Genomic DNA, 20,639 nt, shown 5'->3' on the forward strand with positions numbered 1-20,639 from the left:
CAATAACCTAGCCCTTGGAGCCTGAAATGACAATTCCGCGTATAAAATGTTTTTGTGCAAAAAAGAACAACAGCAGCGGCGGAGTTACAGCGATGAGCGAGGCAGCCATCAACAAGTGCCACGGTGTCGAGCCATACGAAGCTGTAAAGTTCGCTAAGCCTAGCGACAGCGGATACTTCTCAGCACTATTCAAATAAATAAGCGGCCCCATCAAATCGTTCCAGCGGTACATAAACTCCAAAATAGCCCCCGTTGCCAACGCAGGCAATGATAACGGCAGCAAAATACGCGCATAAAGCGTAAAATATCCGCCGCCATCCATTTTGACCGCTTCGTCAAGTTCTTGCGAAATACCTAGATAGAACTGACGGAGCAAAAAAATTAAAAATGCACTCGCGGTAAACGACGGCACGACAAGCGGCAAATACGAGTCAACCCAGCCTAATTTATTAAAAAACATATATTGCGGTATCATAACAACTTGCGGCGGCAGCATCATCGTACTCAACACAAGTCCAAACATAACTTTACTTCCTCGTGCACGTAATCTAGCAAATGCAAACGCCACAAGCGAGGAAGATAGTACCGTTGCAAACACCGTTATTCCGGTATACCATACGGTATTCCATAAATAAGTACCAAATGGCGAGACGTTAAACACTTCCACATAATTGCTCCACTGTGGTACAGCCGGAATCCATTCCATGGGCAGCTTAAACACTTGACCAATCGTTTTGAGCGAGGTCGAAGCCATCCAGAACAACGGAAACAAGAATAGGACTAGCAACAGCATTAATACCGTATATAGCACCGTCTTTTGCATAATAGACAACTCACCGTAGGCATACGATTTTGGCTTCATCTGATTTTGTTTCATCACTGTCCCCCCTATTTGCGGCTCGAATATTCATAGTAGACGTAGCGTTTCGAGACATAGAGCGACAACATCGTCAGCGCAAAAATAATGAAGAACAAGATCCACGCCTGTGCTGACGCATATCCCATACGGAACTGTGAAAACGCCGTATCAAACAAATAGTACACGTAAAAATACGAGTTCCACTCTGGCCCACCCTTTGTTATCACGTAAGCCTGCGTAAAAATTTGAAAAGAAGCAATAATCGCCATAATCGAGTTGAACAAAATAACAGGCGAGAGCAACGGAACGGTAATGCGGAAAAACTTCCGAGCACTTCCTGCCCCGTCCAAATCGGCTGCCTCATACAATTCTTTAGGTAAAGATTGTAGCCCCGCCAAAAAGATAACCATCGTACCACCGAGCCCTGTCAACTGCATCAGCACCATGGAAGGTATGACAAGATCAGGATCGGAAAACCAACCTAAACCTTGAATTCCAAACCATTGCTGTAGCAAGTTATTCACAAAACCAAAGTCCGGATTAAGCAACCACGACCATAAAAAAGCGACCGAAACACCGGATATGATAGACGGCGCATAGAACATCGTGCGAAAAAACATTAAACCTTTTATGTTTTGATTGAGTAGCACCGCGATAATTAACGACAAAATAATCGTAAACGGAACAGCTAACACGACGTAATAAGTCGTCACCGTGAGCGACTTGAAAAAGAGCGCATCTTGGAACAAGGCAGTAAAGTTTTCCAAGCCGACAAATTTCGGGGCAGTTACCACATCATATGTGGTGAAGCTTAACCAGAGCGATACGATCATCGGCCCTCCCGTAAACAGCAGAAAGCCGATAATCCATGGTGATGTAAACAACCAAAACGCCCGCTCTTCCTTGGCCCGCTCCGAATTACGCCGACTCTTTTTATGCACCTTCATTGTACGATCTGTTGCAAGTTGTTGCGGACTGTTCAATTGGCTCCCCTCCTCACTCATTCAGCTTCAATGCACGTAAATTTCGATCAATATCTTTGAGGCCCTCTTCCACCGATTTTGTGCCGCTGTTTACAGCACCCATCGTCTGATTCGTCGTTTTTAAAATGCTTTCAAACTTGGCGATCAGATGATTATCCGACTCCCGTCCATATTGAATCACACCCTCATTCAAGCGTCGAACATCTTCCGGTTTCATTTCCATCGCCTTTGCTGTGTCTTCGTACCATTTTTTCAACAGCTCATCGAACACAGGTGTAGCACCTGTATTTTCAGCATACGTTTTGGCAGCGCCTTTCGGGTCCATCAAGAACTTCACAAATGTCCACGCTTCCTTTGGATGCTTCGTATGTTTGTAAATGTTCCATGGGTCGACGTAAAGTGAAATTTGACGTCCTTCCACATATGGCAGTGCAGCCGCTCCCCAACGGAACTCTGCCTTTTTGAAGTTCTGGAAGCCCCAGCCTCCGCCAATCATCATCCCCACTTTTCCTGTCATAAATGGGTTGCCTAACTGATTCATCGCTTCGATTTGCGATGGGTTAGGTGAAATTTGATGCTTCAGCACCAGATCCGCATTTTTTTGCATCGCTTCCATATTTTTGGGATTTTTCAAAATAGCAGGCTCGCCCATTTTCCCTGTCTTATAAGCTTCCGCACTGAAAAAATCTCCACCGAACAGCCATGCCCGTTTATTCGGCATTTCATCATACAACAATCCGTACTGCTGCTTGCTTTTATCGTTCAGCTTCTTGCCATAATCGACCATCTTATCCCAATTCCAAGACTTATCTTCCCAGTCAGCAGGCGGATAAGGCAAACCGGCAGCATCCAGCAAATCTTTGTTGTAGAACAAGAACGTTCCGTAGTTCAGCATCGGCAAACCGTACATCTTCCCGTCCATTTTATAAATGTCCAGCAAGCGTGGATCGATGCCTTTCACCACGTTCGGCTCTTTTTCCACGTAAGGCGTTAAATCCATCAGCACATCCAGCTGCTTAAAGCTAGCAAAGCCCGCTTGACTCCAGTTCGCTGACCATACGTCAGCCATCGATTTGCCCGAAATCATCGTCTGAATTTTTTGATCAATTTGTGCGTATGGGAACGTCATTAGCTTTACTTTAATGTTCGGGTGCTTCGCCTCAAAATCTTTCACTGTCTGCTCATACCAAGGCATTTTCGCCGGATTCGAGGTGACTAGCCACGATATCGTTACCGCGTCACCATCTTCACTTTTAGAACCAGAACCGCAGCCCGTCATTACAATCGAAAATACAAACATAACGAACACAAGCGTAATGAGCATAAGTTTGCGCGACGTACGCACAGGTTGCTTCATCATCATTTCAATCTCCCCTTAACGTATACGTATTTATGATTGCGCTTTCAACTTGCACAGCAATTGGACTACTTGAACGATTTGACCATCAGATCGTACGATTTCCATGGCTGGAACCCAAATTTGGCATAAAAATCAACTAACTCCGTCCAATCAATCACGATGCTCGTAAGACCCCGACGACGAAGTTCAGCAACTCCCGCTTCCACAAGAGCTACTCCAAGTCCTTGGCCTCGATAGGCCGGATCTACCCCAAGTGGGCCTATACCTCCCAATTCCTCATCAAAGCTAGGAGCCCAGTATGTGTTCTGTGCGATAAAAGGCGAACGAGCATCATTGACGCGACAAAAACCGATCATTTGCTCACCTTTCACTAAACCGATAAACTCTCTTCCTGAGCCATTCAACTCCCAGTAACGCAGAGCCTCATAAGCCCATCTCCCCGGAAAGCAGGCGCGGAAAAATGCGATCATTTTGTCCTTATCTGTGTGATCTAGCAAACGTAGCTGAATGTCTTCTGCCACAGTAGGTTCTACTATATGTTCATTCTTATGATACGTAGCAACTAAATCGTGCACGTCATATAAAGCCGTATATCCTCTTCGCTCCATCCAAGGCCGCGTGTGTGATAGCGCTTTCGGAACTCCAGGGAAAAAGTGCCACGGATCGCGCCCCAAATAAATTCGCTCTACCCCCGCCTCTCGTAATGAGGCCTCCGCATGGAGCAGCAGTTGTCCACCAAGCCCCTTATTACGTGTATCTGCGCGTACGACGAGTGCTTGAATCCAACCGGAGCCTTCTCCATACTGTACGTCATATGTACTCTCCTGCCACTGTTTGGCGACAATAAACCCACATAGCTCCCCCGCGTCATCTCGAACAATTCGAGAAGCAGGTGCGTAAACATTTACATCGCGAAAGCAATTTTGCATGAAAAGTTCCTTACGCATCGGAAAATGTTGTCCCAGCTCGCGATTCCATAACTCGCAGATCGCGTCAAGCCAACTCTCTTCCAGTGGACCCCATTGCACAAGTAACTCCTCCTCACAACAAGTTATAAAATATTAATTCATATATATTATATTTATTTCGATTAATTATTTCAATTCCTGTTTTGTCATTTATTTTTTAATTTCTATTTTTATTTTTGAACAACACCCAATTTTACCCACTTCACTTCTAAGATTTATGCTATACTTTGAAAATTATAATTTTTTAATAATAACTATCATCAAGGAGAGAGACTATGAATCGAACCTTTTACACCATGCTCTCAGGACGCTCCCTCGCTAATTTAGCAAGCTCACTCTATTTAATGACGATTGTCGCCACCGTATACACCCTTACTGGCTCTGCGGCACTTTCCGGACTCGTATCATTTGTTCGATCAATAGCTATTTTATGCAGCGGCCTGACGCTCCCTTATTGGTATAAAAAATTCGGCTTATCTACGGTAGCGAACCTTTTTTTACTCGTCAATTTTAGTTTATCAGCTACGCTGACTTTAAGCTTGCCTTTCCTATCAGAGACACCTACCGGACCCGCATTTATGGTCTTTATCTTTGTCGCAATGGCGTTAATTGCTTACATGGAAGGCTGTTCCTCCGCTGCTGCAAGAGCCCTTTATGTTCGTATTATGCCTGATGACAAGCGCGTTCAAGGTAATAGCCTTATTTCCACAACAGGACAAATGTTATCGATGTTTGCTTGGACCGTAGGCGGCATACTCGTCGCTCAGCTTGGTAATGTGTTCGTCCTGCAAGTGTCCACAGCACTTTTACTCATTGGTTATATCATTAGTAGTATCGTTCGCGATAAACAACATGCAGAACCAGCAGCTAAAGCAAATTCGTCCACTTGGGATGGCTGGCGCTTTTTATTTACGCACCCCAAGTTACGCATCATTACTTGGATGGACATTGTTGAAGGACTGACGATGGGCATATGGATCGGCGGTATTACGCTCGTCTTTGTGCAAGAGGCTCTGTTACAAGATGAAGCATGGTGGGGGTATATTAACACCGCTTACTATATGGGAACCATATTAGGCGGAATTCTCACGATGAAGCTATCTCAGCGTATTAATAAACAGCTTATCCCAACGATCATTATCGGCTCATTTGGTGTTAGTATTTTCGTGTTTGCCTATGCATTCGTTTCAAATCCGTATGTAGCCTTAACACTCGTCCTCATTATGGGACCTTTCTATCAGTTGCGGGACATCGCGCAAAGTACGTATGTTCAGCAACATACGCCGCTTGACGATCAGCCCAACGTATTTGCCGCTCAACATACGATTTCCTTTATCGCATTTGGTTTGTCCGTCTTAATCGCTGGAACGTTAGCAGACTTATTCGGCCCTCGTGTCGTATACATACTAGGTGGAACGCTTTATTTTCTCTCTGCTGCGTCCGCATTCGTACTGCGACGCTCGCAACAACAGTCCGACATCAGTTGAAAAAGGTGCAAAAAAAAGGGCATGCTCGAATCATACAAATTCGGCATGCCCCTTGATGTTATAGTTGTTACTCCGTTTTTTGCTCGTCTTCAGTTGCAGCCTCTTCGTCCGTTTCACTTTGAACAAGCCCTGCGAACAACGCGTGCACGAACTGCTCCGAGTCAAACTCCTGTAAATCGTCCATCTTTTCACCTAAGCCGACGAACTTAACCGGCAAGTTCAGCTCTTGACGAATCGCAATGACGATACCACCTTTTGCGGTTCCATCCAACTTGGTCAAGACCAGACCTGTAACTCCGCTCTTCTCACCGAACAACTTCGCTTGCGACAATGCGTTTTGTCCCGTCGTCGCATCCAATACCATCAACACCTCGTGTGGTGCATCAGGAACTTCGCGCTGAATGACACGGAAAATTTTGTTTAGCTCTTCCATTAAGTTCGACTTGTTCTGCAAACGTCCTGCCGTATCACATAACAATACGTCTACACCACGCTGCTTCGCTGCTTGAACAGCATCGAACATAACCGCAGCGGGATCAGATCCCGCTTGCTGCTTAATAACATCAACACCGACGCGTTGACCCCACACTTCAAGCTGCTCGATCGCACCAGCACGGAACGTATCGCCCGCAGCTAGCAAAACGGACTTCCCTTCCTTCTTAAAGCGATGTGCCAATTTGCCGATCGTCGTCGTTTTACCAACGCCATTCACACCGACGAACAATATAACCGTCATCCCGTTCGGGTTCATGTTCAGCTTATTCGCTTCATCACTACGTAACAAGCCAATCAGTTTTTCAGACAAAATCGGCTGCAAATCTGCCGCTTCTTCGATTTTGCGCTTCTTGACTTCGTCGCGCAGCTCATCGATCAAGTTCATTACCGTTGTCACGCCAACGTCAGCACCGATCAAGATTTCTTCCAATTCCTCGTAGAACGCTTCATCAATTTTTTTACGACGTGTAATAAGTTCGGTAACTTTTTCAACTAAGCCTTTGCGTGTCTTTTCTAGTCCTTCTTTGAAAATATTCGTCACTTGCTCCGTTTTCGCTGCAATGCTCTCTTTTAACTTTTTAAAAAAGCTCATAGTGTCCCTCCGCTATGCAATGATTGCTTCGTCATCTTCCAGTTTGACGGAGACGAGCTTTGATACCCCGCCTTCTTCCATCGTCACACCGTACAATACATCTGCTTCTTCCATCGTTCCTTTGCGATGCGTGACGACGATAAATTGTGTCTCTTCCGCAAACTCACGCAAATATAACGCAAAACGGGTAACGTTCGATTCATCCAGCGCCGCTTCGACCTCATCCAGCACGCAGAATGGAACCGGCTTGACGTGCAAGATCGCAAACAACAGCGCCATCGCAGTCAAGGCACGTTCACCGCCAGATAATAGCTGCAAGTTCTGCAGCTTCTTGCCTGGTGGCTGCGCAACAATGTCAATCCCCGTATCCAATACACGCTCGGGATCAATGAGCACAAGATCAGCCCGTCCTCCGTCGAACAACTTCGCAAACACGATGACAAATTGCTTTCGAATCGCTTCAAATGTCGCTTTAAACCGTTTCGACATTTCGTCATCCATCTCTTTAATGACTTGATACAATGTCGACTTCGCTTCCATCAAGTCATTTTTTTGCTCGCTCAAATATTGATAGCGCTCATTAACACGCTCAAATTCCTCAATTGCGCCTAAATTCACTTCACCAAGCGCAGAAGCTTGACGCTTCAAGTCTTTTACCGCGTCTTGCGCTTCATCTATATTTTCAGGCACCGGATAGCGCTGCTTCGCCAACTCATAACTAATTTCGTACTCGTCGCTAAGCTTACGAAGAATGTTATCCAGCTCCACGTCAAGACGAGTTGCTTGAATTTCCGTTTGTCGCATCGACTCTTCAACCTGTTTCAACTCGGTACGCTGCTCGCGAGTATCGCTTTCAGCCAGCTCCAGCTGTCGAACCATTTCCGCTCGGTCCGCACGCTTGAACTCAATTTGCTTCGACGATTCCTGTTTTTTCACACCGTAGTGGTTGAGATCTTCGGTTTGCTTCATCGTTTCGCGTTCCACCGTCTCCAAGTCGATCTGAACTTGGATAAGCGATTGAGTCAGTTGCGTATACTCACGTTCATACGCAGTCGCATCCAAGTCAGCCCGCTTCAACTGCTCGGTCAGCGAGAACGACTCCTGATCGAGCTTCCCTTGACGTACTTTCATATCCGTCAAACTCGATTGCAGCTCTTCCTTAGCGGATTCATTCGCTTTACGCGCTACCTCAGCAGTTTGAATAGATACGTGCAAACGATCCTCATCCACCTTGAGTTCAGCTAGCCTAGCTTCCGCAGTCATCGTGCCTGCATTCAGCGTCGTCAACTCTTCTTGCGCATGCCCTAATTCTTGCGCTTCCATGGCTAGCAATTCACCGAGTTGAACGGCTTCCTTCTCTAGCTGCGTGTATTCGGTCGACAATTGCTGTTCATGAATCCGCTTCGCTTCACCCTGCTCACGCAAGTCGTCTAATCGCTTCACACCCGTAGTCGTACGATGTTTAAGCTCCGCCACAGATTCGGTCAACTGCGTCAATTGAGACTCTGTGTCTTTAATTTCCGCTGCCAACTGCTCAATTTGACGCTGACGGCCAAGAATATTCGCGCTCTTTTTGTTTAAGCTACCGCCCGTCATCGAACCACCTGCATTGACGATATCGCCTTCACGCGTGACGACACGGTAACGATATTGCAGCTTGGCTGCAATGCGGTTCGCGTCTTCCAATGTCTCGGCGATAAGGACGTTGCCAAGCAAACTGCCCACGATGTGAGCGTAAGGCTTGTCTGATGTTACGAGATCGGCAGCTACGCCAACAAAGCCTTCAATTCCTTCTACAATTCGACGATCCGTGTCATGAATCGAACGAGGGCGAATAACATCCAATGGTAAGAACGTAGCTCGTCCAAGCTGACGCTGCTTCAGAAATTGAATCGCAGTTCGGGACATCGCCTCGTTCTCCATGACGATATGCTGCAACGCTGCTCCGAGCGCGGTCTCTACCGCTGTTTCCAACTCTTCCGGTACGCGGATAAGCTCCGCGACAGCACCGTGCACACCTTGAAGGCCATTCGTGCGCCGCGAAGCTTTCAACACTTCACGTACACCGAGCATAAACCCGTCAAAGTCGTTCTGCAGCTCTTGCATCGTATCACGACGTGAGACGAGTGCATCTGCCTTTTGCTGCCATTTACGTGTCGCCACTTGCGTTTCTTCAAGCAACTTTTCGTCTTGCTTAATTTGCTCGCTTTCCTGCAAATAGCGGTTACGTATGTAAGCCAAGTCATCCGTCAACGTTTCCATACGGCGCTTGGTATCTTCCATACGCTTACTCAGCTCCTGCCGCTCTCCTTCACGCTTAGAACGAGCAGTACGCATTTTATCGAGCCGCTTTTGCAGTGCTTCTTTTTGCTGCTCATAGTAACGGATGTCATTGCGCTGTTGCGCCATCTGATTCATGACTTCAAGCAACTGGCCTTTTAAATTTTCTTCCGCGTCGGAACTTGTTCCACCGACTACCCCAACTAACGTTGCTTCCTCCGCTTGAATGAGGCGACGCGTCTCAGCTAGCTCTTGTTCTACGGCTGTAAGCTTCTCGCGTACGCCTTGAGCTTCTAACTGCTTGAGCTGCATACGCTCTGAAGCTGTCGCCAGCGAGTGCTTTAACTGCTGCTCATTAGCTGTTAAATTACGCTTACGCTCGCGCAGTACCTCACCTTGACCTTCGCATTTCTCATATTCTTCACTGTAATGAAGAAGCGACGCCTGCAATCGTTCGAGCTCTTCCTCTAGCTTACGCAGTGCTAAGCGATGCCCCTCTAACTGAGCATCATGCTCACTAACAACAGCTGCAAGCCCTAATTCGCGCTCTTTCAATTCGTTCAATTTAGCATTTGCTTGCTGCCAAGCCAGATGCAACTGTTCGATTTGATGTACGTAAACGGCAATTTCTTTCGTTTTTAACCATTCACGCAACTGTTTGTAATGACGTGCTTTTTCTGACTGCTCGCGCAGCGGACCGATTTGCTCCTCTAACTCGACGACAAGGTCGTGGATACGCAGCATATTAAGCTCGGTCTCATCCAGCTTTTTTTGAGCGTCGCGCTTACGCGTTTTGTATTTTACGATACCTGATGCCTCTTCAAAAATACCTCTACGATCTTCTGAACGTGTGCTCAAAATTTCCTCAATACGTCCCTGTCCGATAATCGAGTACGCTTCTTTACCGATACCCGTATCCATAAACAGTTCTGTAATATCTTTTAATCGGCACGCCTGTTTGTTAATAAAATATTCGCTGTCTCCGCTACGATGCACGCGGCGTGTGACGGTAACCTCATTAAAATCAAGTGATAACGCCTGATCACTATTGTCCAGCGTTAGTGACACTTCACCGTAGTTGACTGCTTTTCGCGCATCGCTACCGGCAAAAATAATGTCTTCCATTTTGCCACCGCGCAACGATTTCGCACTTTGTTCGCCAAGTACCCAGCGAACGGCATCCGATATATTACTTTTACCGCTGCCGTTCGGACCTACGACACCAGTAATTCCTTGCACGAACTCCATTTCCGTTCGATCAGCGAACGATTTGAAGCCCGTCAGTTCCAACCGTTTCAAGAACATTGTCGTTCATTCACCTCAACGTCTATTGTACCATATCGTCTATTGTCATGACGTCGTATCTCGCCCCTAGATGCCCCATCCAATAAATGGATGGGGACAAAGAAAGAGCAAAAACCAGCTGGCTCGCACGCTGCTCTTTGCTCTTTCTGCGAAACCGGCCGGCGTCAGCCCGCCGGCCATACAGTACGTTATAATTTCGGAATGACTATATGCTGAAGCGCCTGTGCTGCCGCATGCTGTTCCGCTTCTTTTTTCGAGCGACCCATACCGCGACCTAGACAGTCATCGCCCATAATTACCTCGGATACGAACTCTCGCTCATGCGCTGGACCACGTTCCTCGACGATGCGATATTCCAATACACCCAAGTTATGATGTTGTGTCAATTCCTGTAGTTGTGTCTTGTAGTCGTTCGTCTGCAATTTACCGTCAAGTGAAATTTGCGGGAAAATATGCACTCGCAAAAATTCTCTAACGATGTCCAGCCCCTGATCAAGATAAAGGGCACCAATAAATGACTCAAACACATCTGCCAACAAGGCCGGCCTAGTTCTCCCACCGGTAAGTTCCTCACCCTTGCCAAGCATAACGTACTGTCCAAAATCTAATTGATGCGCAAACTTGACGAGTGACGGCTCACATACAATGGAAGCACGCATCTTCGTCAGCTCTCCCTCAGGCCGTGTCGGGCATTGATGGAATAAATATTCAGATACCGTCAATTCCAACACAGCATCACCAAGAAACTCTAAACGCTCATTGTCTTGATGATGACCAAAGCGATGTTCGTTCACGTAGGAAGCATGGGTAAACGCCTGTTTTAACAGCTGTCGATTTCGAAAATGAATGTTCAGCTTCTGCTGTAACTGTTTCAATTCTGCACTCACCCGTTTAACCCCTTACGCTTCGTATTTCTTTAATATAATTGTGGCGTTATGTCCACCGAATCCAAACGAATTCGACATCGCCACCTGCACATCGGCCTTACGCGGAACGTTAGGTACATAGTCCAAATCGCACTCTGGATCTTGGTTTTCCAAGTTAATCGTCGGTGGGATGATGCCATGATACAACGTTAAGCCACAAATGGCTGCTTCCACACCGCCCGCGGCGCCAAGCAAATGTCCAGTCATCGACTTTGTTGAACTAACTGCAACTTGATAAGCGTGTTCGCCAAACGCCTTTTTGATTGCAACAGTCTCAGACTTGTCACCGACAGGAGTCGATGTACCATGTGCATTAATATAATCGATGTCTTGCGGCTCGAGTCCTGCATCTGCAATCGCTTGCTTCATACAACGTGCTGCTCCTGCCGGATCTGGATCTGTAATATGATGCGCATCTGCGCTCATTCCGTAGCCAGCCACTTCGGCATAGATCTTAGCACCACGTTTAATCGCATGCTCTAGCGATTCAATAACGAGCACACCCGCACCTTCACCCATAACAAAACCATCACGGTCAATGTCAAATGGGCGACTTGCACGTGTTGGTTCATCATTTCGCGTCGACATCGCCTTCATCGCACAGAAGCCACCCATTCCGCTACGCAAAATCGTCGCTTCCGCACCGCCACAAATCATAACATCCGCATCGCCACGCTGAATAATTTTAAATGCATCGCCAATGGAATGTGTACCTGTTGCACAGGCCGAAACCGCTGCGGTATTTGGACCTTTAGCACCTACTGCCATAGACACTTGACCAGAAGCCATGTTTACAATCATCATCGGAATAAAGAACGGACTCATCCGTCTAACACCTTTTTCCTGCATGATTTCAAACTGCTCTTCCCAAGTACCTAAGCCGCCGATGCCCGAGCCAACAATGACGCCGACACGGTCAGGATCTGCATTTTCAGGCAGGTTAAGATTTGCATCCGCAACTGCTTTTTTGCTAGCTGCTAATGCAAGCTGTACGAAGCGATCCAATCGGCGCGCGTCTTTTTTATCCATATATAGCTCTGGATTGAACTCTTTAATCGATGCGGCAATTTTAGTCGGATAATCCGACGTGTCAAACGATTCAATCGTCGAAACGCCTGATTTGCCTTCCAGCAAGCTGTTCCAAAACGTCTCAATATCCGAGCCAAGAGAGGTCTCAACACCCATTCCTGTCACTACAACTCTTTGTTTCAAACGATATCACCTCTATATTCGCATTATCCGCAGTAATGGTCTCTAATTGATCCTCCGCCATCTTGGATGTGTTGACCGTTTAGACCTTACATACAGAGGTCGTTAACGTCTAGAGAAAATACTCGGACTGATAATTTAACTTATAATGAGGAGAAGTCCCGTTACGAACGAACGGGACTTTAGATACAAGTTAATTTTGAGCTTGTATGTAAGTCACTACATCACCAACTGTAGCAATTTTCTCTGCATCTTCATCAGAGATTTCCATATCAAACTCATCTTCCAATTCCATTACCAATTCCACCACGTCGAGGGAATCAGCACCTAAATCATCTTTAAAAGATGATTGCAGGGCTACTTCTGCCTCATCAACGCCAAGGCGCTCCACGATGATGCGCTTTACACGGTCAAATACTTCTGTTGACATCCGGTTCACCTCCTCCATGGTATTATACGAGATAAACTCATAAATTGCCATATCAAAACGGCCTCTAAAATATGCTTAAAGTCTACGTTCATAGACTGGAAAGCCTACATGTACATACCACCATCGACATGAATCGTTTGGCCTGTCATATATTGTGCGTCCTCAGACGCCAAAAAGCGAACTGCCTTAGCGATGTCTTCAGGTCTGCCAAGTCGCGCTAGCGGTATCTGGCCAAGCAACTGTTCGCGAGATTCCACAGGCAGAGCATCCGTCATGTCGGTTTCAATAAAGCCAGGCGCGACGCAGTTTACTGTAATGCCTCTTGAGGCAAGCTCACGTGCAGTCGCCTTCGTCAAGCCAATAACGCCTGCTTTCGCAGCTACATAGTTAGCTTGACCTGGATTGCCTAGTACGCCTACTACGGAAGAAATATTAATAATACGGCCAGAACGTTGCTTCATCATCGGACGAGTCACCGCTTTGACACCATTGAATACGCCTTTTAAGTTCGTTTCAATGACTTGATCGAATTCTTCTTCCTTCATACGCATAATTAAATTATCTCTTGTAATGCCGGCATTATTCACCAAAATGTCTATTCGACCAAAATGTTCCAAAGTCGTTTTTACGAGTTGGTCCATTTCATCTACCTTACCGATGTTTGCTTTTACGGCTAACGCTTGGCGTCCGCCAGCAGTTATTTCTGCTACGACTTCCGCCGCCGCCGCCTCGCTGCCAGCATAGTTGACGACAACATTCGCTCCCGCATTGGCCAGTTCTAATGCAATGGCACGACCAATACCACGCGAAGCACCAGTAACGAGCGCAACTTTCCCTTCAAGATTGGACAAGGATATCCCTCCTATGACATGTAATGGACATAAGTCACAACGATCTTCATCTAGCATGGATGCACGGTGACAATTTACCATCCTCACCATAAACGTTATGACTTCAGTGCTAATCGTTCTCCGTCAGAATTAAACGCTAAGATTCGAGTTTAAACGACTCAACAGCTGCAAGACTATTAATAGTTACAATTCGAACGGAATTGTCAATCTTTTTAATTAATCCTGACAATACGCTGCCTGAACCAATCTCGATAAAAGTGTCAACCCCTTGGTCGATCATATAACGAACACTATCTTCCCACAGTACTGGTGAATACACTTGCTCCACAAGCAGGTTACGGATCGCGTCTGCCTGTTGTTCTGCACGAGCAGTTACATTAGCGACGATAGGAATGCTCGCGTCGCGCATGCTTACTTCAAGCAGCTCTTTACTTAGCCGTTCTGCTGCAGGCTTCATCAGCGTGGAATGAAACGGACCGCTTACTTCGAGCAGCTTCACCCGCTTTGCTCCAGCTTCTTTTCCCCGTTCAGCTACAGCTTGTACACCTTCCACTGTACCTGAAATGACAATTTGACCTGGGCAATTGACGTTTGCTAATTGAACGGTAGCCGTATCGGTAAGTGATGAAATGTCATCGCAAAGTGCACCGAGTTGAGTGCGATCAGCGGCAAGCACAGCAGCCATCGCTCCTTGTCCAAACGGCACTGCTTCCTCCATGAACTGCCCACGCTTGCGGACAATGGATACGGCATCCGCAAAGCTCATTACACCTGCGACAACAAGCGCGCTGTATTCACCTAAACTATGTCCTGCGACAAAGTCCGGTTGAATCTCGTGCTGCTGTAGCGCCTTGTAAAGGGCATAGCTCGTTGTGAGCAACGCTGGCTGCGTATTAATCGTTTGCTTTAACTCTGTATCAGGACCGTCAAACATAAGCTCCGTCAGCTTAAATCCTAGCTCGCGGTCAGCTGCATCAAATATGTCACGCGCAGCCGGAACATTGTCAAATACATCGCGGCCCATGCCAACTGCTTGCGCGCCTTGGCCTGGAAACACCAATGCGATTTTCCCCAACTCGTTCACTCCTTATCGATAACGTTACGTATAATCGCGTACTATAGCCATTGCATTATATTTACCACACGAGTACAGATGCACCCCATGTCAAGCCGCCACCAAATCCGACGAGTACGAGCGTATCACCTTGTGAGATGCGCTCTTGCTCAACCGCTTCTGCCAATGCAATCGGAATAGAAGCAGCAGATGTGTTCGCATAATAAGGTAAATTAATCACACATTTATGTTCTGGCAAATTCAATCGCTCAAGCGCAGCATGGATGATACGCGTGTTGGCTTGATGCGGAATTAACAAATCGATATCTTCTTTCGTCTTACCGGCTTTTAAGAGTGCTTCTTCAGCTGCACTTCCCATAATACGGACAGCAAATTTAAACACCTCGCGGCCGTTCATATAGATGGAGTTAGGCTTCGCTTCCGCTGCTAGTTCCGAAGTCGGGCAACTTGAACCGCCCTTTTCTACTTTTAGCAACTCGCCACCTGTTCCGTCTGCACCGAGTACGAAAGACTTAAAACCACGCTCTGCTTCTACAGGACCTAGCACTGTAGCCCCTGCACCATCTCCGAATAAAATACATGTATTGCGATCAGTATAGTCTGTAATACGCGACAAGCATTCTGCGCCAATAACTAACGCATAGTTGTACATACCCGTCGCAATAAAATTCGACGCATTCGCAAGCCCATATATAAATCCGGAACATGCAGCCGACAAATCGAATGCAGCCGCATTTTTTGCACCTAACCGCTCTTGCACGATACAAGCCGTTGCGGGAAATGCCATGTCCGGCGTCACCGTAGCAACTACGATAAGATCCAACTGTTCGGCTGTAATCCCTGCCGCAGCTAAAGCTACTTCCGCCGCACGGAATGCCAAATCCGATGTATCTTCATGCTCAGCAGCAATTCTACGCTCCTTAATCCCTGTTCGGGATACGATCCACTCGTCATTCGTATCAACCATTTTTTCTAGTTCAGCATTGGTCAACACACGTTCAGGTACGTATTTACCGGTTCCCAAGACGCCTACCGAACGCAAACTCATCGTCTATCACTCACTTCCCGTTAGCTGAATTTCTCTCTAGTTCAGCCGAAATGGTCTTGATAAGATCGTTCTGTATCGCTGTTCGTGCTTGGCGGATTGCATTTGTCATTGCACGAGCATCTGACGAGCCATGCGCCTTAATGACTAGGCCCTTCAGCCCGAGCAACGGTGCTCCTCCGTGCTCTTTGTAGTCCAACGAACTTTTCAAGCTCTTCAAACCTGGCATCAGCACAGCTGCCGCCAACTTCGTTGCCCATGAACGCGTAAATACTTGTTTAAGGACATTGAACAATGAGCCTGCCGTACCTTCCAATGTCTTCAACATCACGTTGCCAGCAAAGCCATCGCATACAAGTACATCACAATTGCTTTCCAACATATCACGCGCTTCAACGTTGCCAATAAAATGAATAGGCAATTGCTCGATTAACGGGTAAGCTGCTTTCGTCAATTCGTTGCCTTTCATTGCTTCTGTGCCGACATTTAGCAACGCGACACGCGGTTTAGCAATACCGTGCACTTTTTCCCGATAAACGCTTCCCATGCTAGCGTACTGCGCTAAATGCTCTGGCTTAGCGTCCATGTTTGCCCCTAAATCTAACGCCAATACGCCTCGGCCGTCCATCGTTGGAAGCATTGGTGCTAATGCCGGACGCTCTACTCCGTCCATTCGTCCTACAACGAGCAGTCCGGTCGTCATCAATGCACCTGTATTTCCAGCCGAAATCATGCAATCGGCTTCACCTTCACGTACCATTCTTCCAGCCACGACCATGGAAGCATCTTTTTTACGGCGTACTGCCTTTACCGGTTCGTCATCCGCTTCAATCAGTTCAGCCGCGTGTACGATCCGAACGTTACTCGGCTGTGTCGTCATAAACGGCTTCAGCTTCTCTTCGTTGCCGACAAGTATAATTTCTATATCTTTCCATGACTCAGCAGCAGCCAATGCACCTTCGACAATGCTCTTTGGTGCATGGTCACCACCCATCGCATCAATGGCGATTCTCATGCTCATTTCCTCCTTCGTTGCCACTCACCTCGCCGGCTGAATGGAAAATGTTGAAGTGGCCTTGGAACACTAGTTCATCGCCTACATAGCTTAACACTTCCACTTTCGCCTTGCCCCGCTCTCCACTAACAGAACGTACATAGGCTTTGGCAATACATTTCTCACCAAGCTTTACAGAACGGATAAATCGGATATCTGCAGTCGCCGTCAAAGCAATTTCATCATTAATGACTGCCACAGCCAAAGAATTCGCTTGCGCGAATAAATGATGTCCACGTGCAATATGTGTGCGAGAAAACACATGCTCTTCCCGAATTTCAAATATCGAAATACCGCTCTTGTCCAATTGGATATCTACAATTTCTCCAAACACCTCATCGGGTGGAAGTGAGCGAACTTCATCATAGGAACGTTCGGCCATCAATTTCAATCGTTCGCGCAGCTCGGGAATGCCCAGCTCCATTCTGTCCAAGCGTATGGTTTGAATACTCACATTTAATAATCGCGTTAAATCTTGATCCGTAATAAACGGATTGTTTTCTATAATCTGTACTAATTGTTGCTGACGTTGACGCTTCGGTAAACGTTCGATGTTTCGCACCCCTTTGCTCATGCGGCGATGCTACTGTCTTAGAAGCTTTGACTCCATGCTGACCATTCTGAATCAACACACTCGTTGCCTCACTGTAGGTAGCGTCTACAAAGTTCGCCTAGATTCATCTCGGAAAATTTACATCATTTAGATATAATTCTTCTTAATTGTATCTATTTCGCATCGGATTTAAAATACTTTATGAAAAAAATGAAAAAATTGCTCATATATAAAACGTTTATAGTCTGATTTTAGAACCTGATACTAAACACATTATATATAAAACTTACAACATTGAAAAGTGTTATTGCAAAAAAACATCATCCATCTATATCCAGCACTCGTTTAAAGCCGCTCACACACTGGGATTCGACCTTTTTTGCGATATGGTACTCACTCTATCATTCGCCTTATTTCAACTTCTATTAACGACAAAAAACAAAAAAAATAGCATCTCACCAAGGATGAGATACTACTTTTTTGTCGGTCGAAAAATCAATTATTGCTTAATGATCTCTCTCGCCTTGTATGTTCCGCACACTTTGCATACATGGTGCGCCAATTTCAACTCGCCGCATTGCTCACATTTTACCATGCCCGGTACGGACAATTTGAAGTGCGTACGGCGCTTGTCACGACGTGTTTTAGACGTTCTTCTTTGAGGAACTGCCATGTTTACACCTCCTTACCCAAGTTACATATTGCTTCTACTGTCGTCTGTTATTTCTTAAAGAAATCTTTCAACCCTGCCAATCTTGGATCGATGCGCTCGTTCGAGCAGTCACATGATTGCTCGTTTCGGTTTGTTCCGCAAGTTGCGCACAAACCTTTGCAGCTTTCATCGCAAAACGACGTCAGCGGCAAGTGAACGAATAACGCTTCTTCCACAAATGGCGTTAGATCGACGCGGTCGTCTGTCACATAAATGACATCTCCCTCATCGTCTAGGGGAAGATCAGTAGAGTCCGTCAGCTTAAACTGCTCATGAAACGGAATAACGTATGTTTCGGTATGCGGCACCAAACAACGTGAGCATGTAAGCTCTGCCGTTGCAGTAAGTTGCCCTTGCACATCGATCAATCCGTCGTCTTCCGCCTTTGCCGTCAATTCGACGTCAACCGGTTTAATGGCACGAATATCGCTGCGATCGCGCACGATAGTATCGGCAGCGAATGTCTCGCGAACGATGGGTTCATGACCTTTTGCGGAAACGTCCCGAAAATGAAAGTACATAACATCACTCCAAACAAACAAAATTAATTATATCGACTTCTGTTATGCTTTGTCAACCAAATTCGTTTGACACTCCTTTTGGGAGAAAGCAGCCTATCGATGTCATTGTCGACAATTTCATTCGTTAAGGGCTCAATCAAATACTTTACTGCTCACTTCGTGATAAGATATACATATCTAATGAGATATCGAATGAACTTAAGCTGATCAAAAAGGCTAAGCTAACATATTACCTTATTCGATGACGGAAAGGAAGAGTAAGATGAAAACGGTCGGTATCGTTGTCGAATATAACCCTCTACACAACGGTCATCTTTATCATCTCCAACAATCGCTAAAATTAGCGCAAGCCGACGCTGCTGTCGCGGTAATGAGCGGACATTTTTTACAACGAGGCGAACCTGCGCTTGTCGATAAATGGACACGGACGGAAATGGCTCTTGCCCAAGGCGTTGATCTCGTACTAGAGCTTCCGGTTGCCTATGCAGTGCAACCTGCGGAATGGTTCGCATACGGCGCTGTAGCAACGTTACATGCTACTGGAGTCGTGAATTCCCTTTGCTTCGGCAGCGAAGAAGGAAGCTTGCAACCACTGCTGCAAGCAGCAGATAATCTGACGGAAGAGACGACACAGTTCAGTGCCCTTTTAAAGGCAGAATTGAAAGCTGGCCGCAACTATCCTGCAGCTTATGCGGCTGCCGCAGCAGCTTGTTCAAATCATGCACAGGAACATGCGAATACGGATCAGATAGCAGCGGTAAATTCTCATGATTTGGCAAAAATAAATGATGGCGGAGCAGTCGGTGCAGATGCGAATGCGAATGCGGATGGAGATGCGGTTGCGGAAAGCAACGTAAGGGAGCAGCACTGGATGGAGCAGCCGAACAATTCCTTAGGCTTGCATTATGTAATGGCGTTGCGGCGCTTGCGCAGCTCAATCGAGCCGCTTACGATTGCGAGGCAGCAAGCTGGCTACCACGACATGACCGCGCCAGCTGCCGGTACCATAGCAAGCGCGACCGCTATACGCCGCCTCATGCTTGATGAGGGCGGCTTTAACGACATCGCGCGTTATGTGCCGCCAACGACACTCGCGCTTCTGGAGCGGGAGCTTGCGCACGGCAGAGCGCCGATTAGCTGGGAGCGTTATTCGCGCGAGTTGTTGTACCGCCTTACGTCCGCTTCGCATGAAGAGCTCAAGCAATATTTAGAAGTGACAGAAGGACTAGAACATCGCGTGAAGCAAGCGCTAACACGCATCGAGACTCCAACTGTCGAAGCGTTGCTACAAGCGTTAAAGACGAAGCGGTACACACGAACGAAGCTACAGCGCATGCTTGCGCACGTGCTGCTGAACCATCATGCGTCCGCATTTGGGCGGACTGCATTGGAACGCGGCCCAGCCTATATTCGGGTCCTAGGCTTCTCAGAACGGGGAAGAGAGTTGTTGAAGCAGATGAAGCGCAGCGCAGCGCTTCCTATTGTGAGTCAAGTGACACGCGATAACTGTTCCTTAGGTGGTGCTAACGGCTTAACAGCCGATGTACGCGCTACAGCTGTGTACGCAGGCGCTTTCTCTCCTTGGGACGCAAAGGCGGCTCTGCGGGATTATTACGAGCCTCCACGTCGCTCGTTCTCGAAGGAGTAGTCATTCACAGTCAATCTCAGCGGCTCGTAACGTTGGGATAACTTCGGTTCCTTTCGGGTTCTTTCGGGTTCTTTCGGGTTCTTTCGGGTTCTTTCGGGTTCTTTCGGGTTCTTTCGGGTTCTTTTGGGTTTTTTTGGGTTCTTTTCGATTAATTTGGATTCGCTTAAGTTCATTTGAACGCACACGAGCTGTTTCAAGTGCGAATCCCCCTACACATACGAGCACACATACGAAAGAGCCACTGTCCACGAATGGACGGCGGCTCTTTCTTCATGCGCCTATTAGC

The 20,639-nt window shown here is 46.9% G+C and carries 18 protein-coding genes; 2 read left to right on the forward strand and 16 right to left on the reverse strand.

Annotation, left to right across the window (positions count from 1 at the left end):
• Window positions 1-7: 7 nt before the first annotated feature.
• From KIK04_RS02045 to KIK04_RS02060, 4 genes are all read right to left on the reverse strand, one after another.
• The gene (locus tag KIK04_RS02045; protein WP_232276692.1) at window positions 8-877 is read right to left on the reverse strand and encodes a carbohydrate ABC transporter permease; all 870 of its coding nucleotides are present in this window, start codon (window positions 875-877) and stop codon (window positions 8-10) included.
• Window positions 878-888: 11 nt separating this feature from the next.
• Window positions 889-1,842, reverse strand: a complete 954-nt coding sequence (locus tag KIK04_RS02050) for a carbohydrate ABC transporter permease (protein WP_232276693.1) — start codon at window positions 1,840-1,842, stop codon at window positions 889-891.
• Window positions 1,843-1,855: 13 nt separating this feature from the next.
• On the reverse strand, window positions 1,856-3,205 hold the full coding sequence (locus KIK04_RS02055) for an ABC transporter substrate-binding protein (protein ID WP_232276694.1): 1,350 nt from the start codon (window positions 3,203-3,205) through the stop codon (window positions 1,856-1,858).
• Between the two features lie 62 nt (window positions 3,206-3,267).
• Window positions 3,268-4,230, reverse strand: coding sequence for a GNAT family N-acetyltransferase (locus KIK04_RS02060; RefSeq protein ID WP_232276695.1), 963 nt, complete (start codon window positions 4,228-4,230; stop codon window positions 3,268-3,270).
• 215 nt (window positions 4,231-4,445) lie between these two features.
• Between KIK04_RS02060 and KIK04_RS02065 the strand changes: the two genes are divergently transcribed.
• Complete coding sequence (locus KIK04_RS02065) at window positions 4,446-5,657, forward strand: MFS transporter (protein ID WP_232276696.1); 1,212 nt, start codon at window positions 4,446-4,448, stop codon at window positions 5,655-5,657.
• 67 nt (window positions 5,658-5,724) lie between these two features.
• On the opposite strand, the gene ftsY is transcribed toward KIK04_RS02065, so the two are convergent.
• From ftsY to KIK04_RS02125, 12 genes are all read right to left on the reverse strand, one after another.
• Window positions 5,725-6,744, reverse strand: a complete 1,020-nt coding sequence (gene ftsY / locus KIK04_RS02070) for a signal recognition particle-docking protein FtsY (RefSeq protein ID WP_232276697.1) — start codon at window positions 6,742-6,744, stop codon at window positions 5,725-5,727.
• A gap of 12 nt (window positions 6,745-6,756) precedes the next feature.
• Window positions 6,757-10,329 (reverse strand): chromosome segregation protein SMC, encoded by a 3,573-nt coding sequence (gene smc / locus KIK04_RS02075; protein WP_232276698.1) that lies wholly within the window; start codon window positions 10,327-10,329, stop codon window positions 6,757-6,759.
• Window positions 10,330-10,517: 188 nt separating this feature from the next.
• The gene (gene rnc, locus KIK04_RS02080; protein ID WP_232276699.1) at window positions 10,518-11,216 is read right to left on the reverse strand and encodes a ribonuclease III; all 699 of its coding nucleotides are present in this window, start codon (window positions 11,214-11,216) and stop codon (window positions 10,518-10,520) included.
• 12 nt (window positions 11,217-11,228) lie between these two features.
• Window positions 11,229-12,467 carry a beta-ketoacyl-ACP synthase II gene (gene fabF / locus KIK04_RS02085; protein ID WP_232276700.1) on the reverse strand — a complete coding sequence of 413 codons (1,239 nt, stop codon included), beginning with the start codon at window positions 12,465-12,467 and terminating at the stop codon, window positions 11,229-11,231.
• Window positions 12,468-12,657: 190 nt separating this feature from the next.
• Complete coding sequence (gene acpP / locus KIK04_RS02090; RefSeq protein ID WP_232276701.1) at window positions 12,658-12,894, reverse strand: acyl carrier protein; 237 nt, start codon at window positions 12,892-12,894, stop codon at window positions 12,658-12,660.
• Window positions 12,895-12,998: 104 nt separating this feature from the next.
• The gene (gene fabG, locus KIK04_RS02095; RefSeq protein WP_232276702.1) at window positions 12,999-13,745 is read right to left on the reverse strand and encodes a 3-oxoacyl-[acyl-carrier-protein] reductase; all 747 of its coding nucleotides are present in this window, start codon (window positions 13,743-13,745) and stop codon (window positions 12,999-13,001) included.
• A 136-nt stretch (window positions 13,746-13,881) separates the two neighbouring features.
• Window positions 13,882-14,820, reverse strand: a complete 939-nt coding sequence (gene fabD / locus KIK04_RS02100) for an ACP S-malonyltransferase (RefSeq protein ID WP_232276703.1) — start codon at window positions 14,818-14,820, stop codon at window positions 13,882-13,884.
• Window positions 14,821-14,881: 61 nt separating this feature from the next.
• Window positions 14,882-15,868, reverse strand: a complete 987-nt coding sequence (locus tag KIK04_RS02105) for a beta-ketoacyl-ACP synthase III (RefSeq protein ID WP_232276704.1) — start codon at window positions 15,866-15,868, stop codon at window positions 14,882-14,884.
• Between the two features lie 10 nt (window positions 15,869-15,878).
• Window positions 15,879-16,880: a phosphate acyltransferase PlsX gene (gene plsX, locus KIK04_RS02110; protein WP_232276705.1), complete on the reverse strand. Its 1,002-nt coding sequence runs from the start codon at window positions 16,878-16,880 to the stop codon at window positions 15,879-15,881.
• Window positions 16,864-17,493, reverse strand: a complete 630-nt coding sequence (gene fapR, locus KIK04_RS02115; protein ID WP_232276706.1) for a transcription factor FapR — start codon at window positions 17,491-17,493, stop codon at window positions 16,864-16,866. Before fapR ends, plsX begins: the two co-directional genes overlap by 17 nt.
• Before the next feature lie 478 nt (window positions 17,494-17,971).
• On the reverse strand, window positions 17,972-18,145 hold the full coding sequence (rpmF, locus tag KIK04_RS02120; RefSeq protein ID WP_019424932.1) for a 50S ribosomal protein L32: 174 nt from the start codon (window positions 18,143-18,145) through the stop codon (window positions 17,972-17,974).
• Window positions 18,146-18,192: 47 nt separating this feature from the next.
• Window positions 18,193-18,705, reverse strand: coding sequence for a YceD family protein (locus KIK04_RS02125; RefSeq protein ID WP_232276707.1), 513 nt, complete (start codon window positions 18,703-18,705; stop codon window positions 18,193-18,195).
• Between the two features lie 262 nt (window positions 18,706-18,967).
• On the opposite strand from KIK04_RS02125, the gene KIK04_RS02130 reads away from it, so the two are divergent.
• Window positions 18,968-20,353, forward strand: coding sequence for a tRNA(Met) cytidine acetate ligase (locus tag KIK04_RS02130; RefSeq protein WP_232276708.1), 1,386 nt, complete (start codon window positions 18,968-18,970; stop codon window positions 20,351-20,353).
• The last annotated feature ends 286 nt before the right edge of the window (window positions 20,354-20,639 follow it).

It is taken from the genome of Paenibacillus sp. 481, assembly GCF_021223605.1.
Classification (GTDB): domain Bacteria; phylum Bacillota; class Bacilli; order Paenibacillales; family Paenibacillaceae; genus Paenibacillus_B.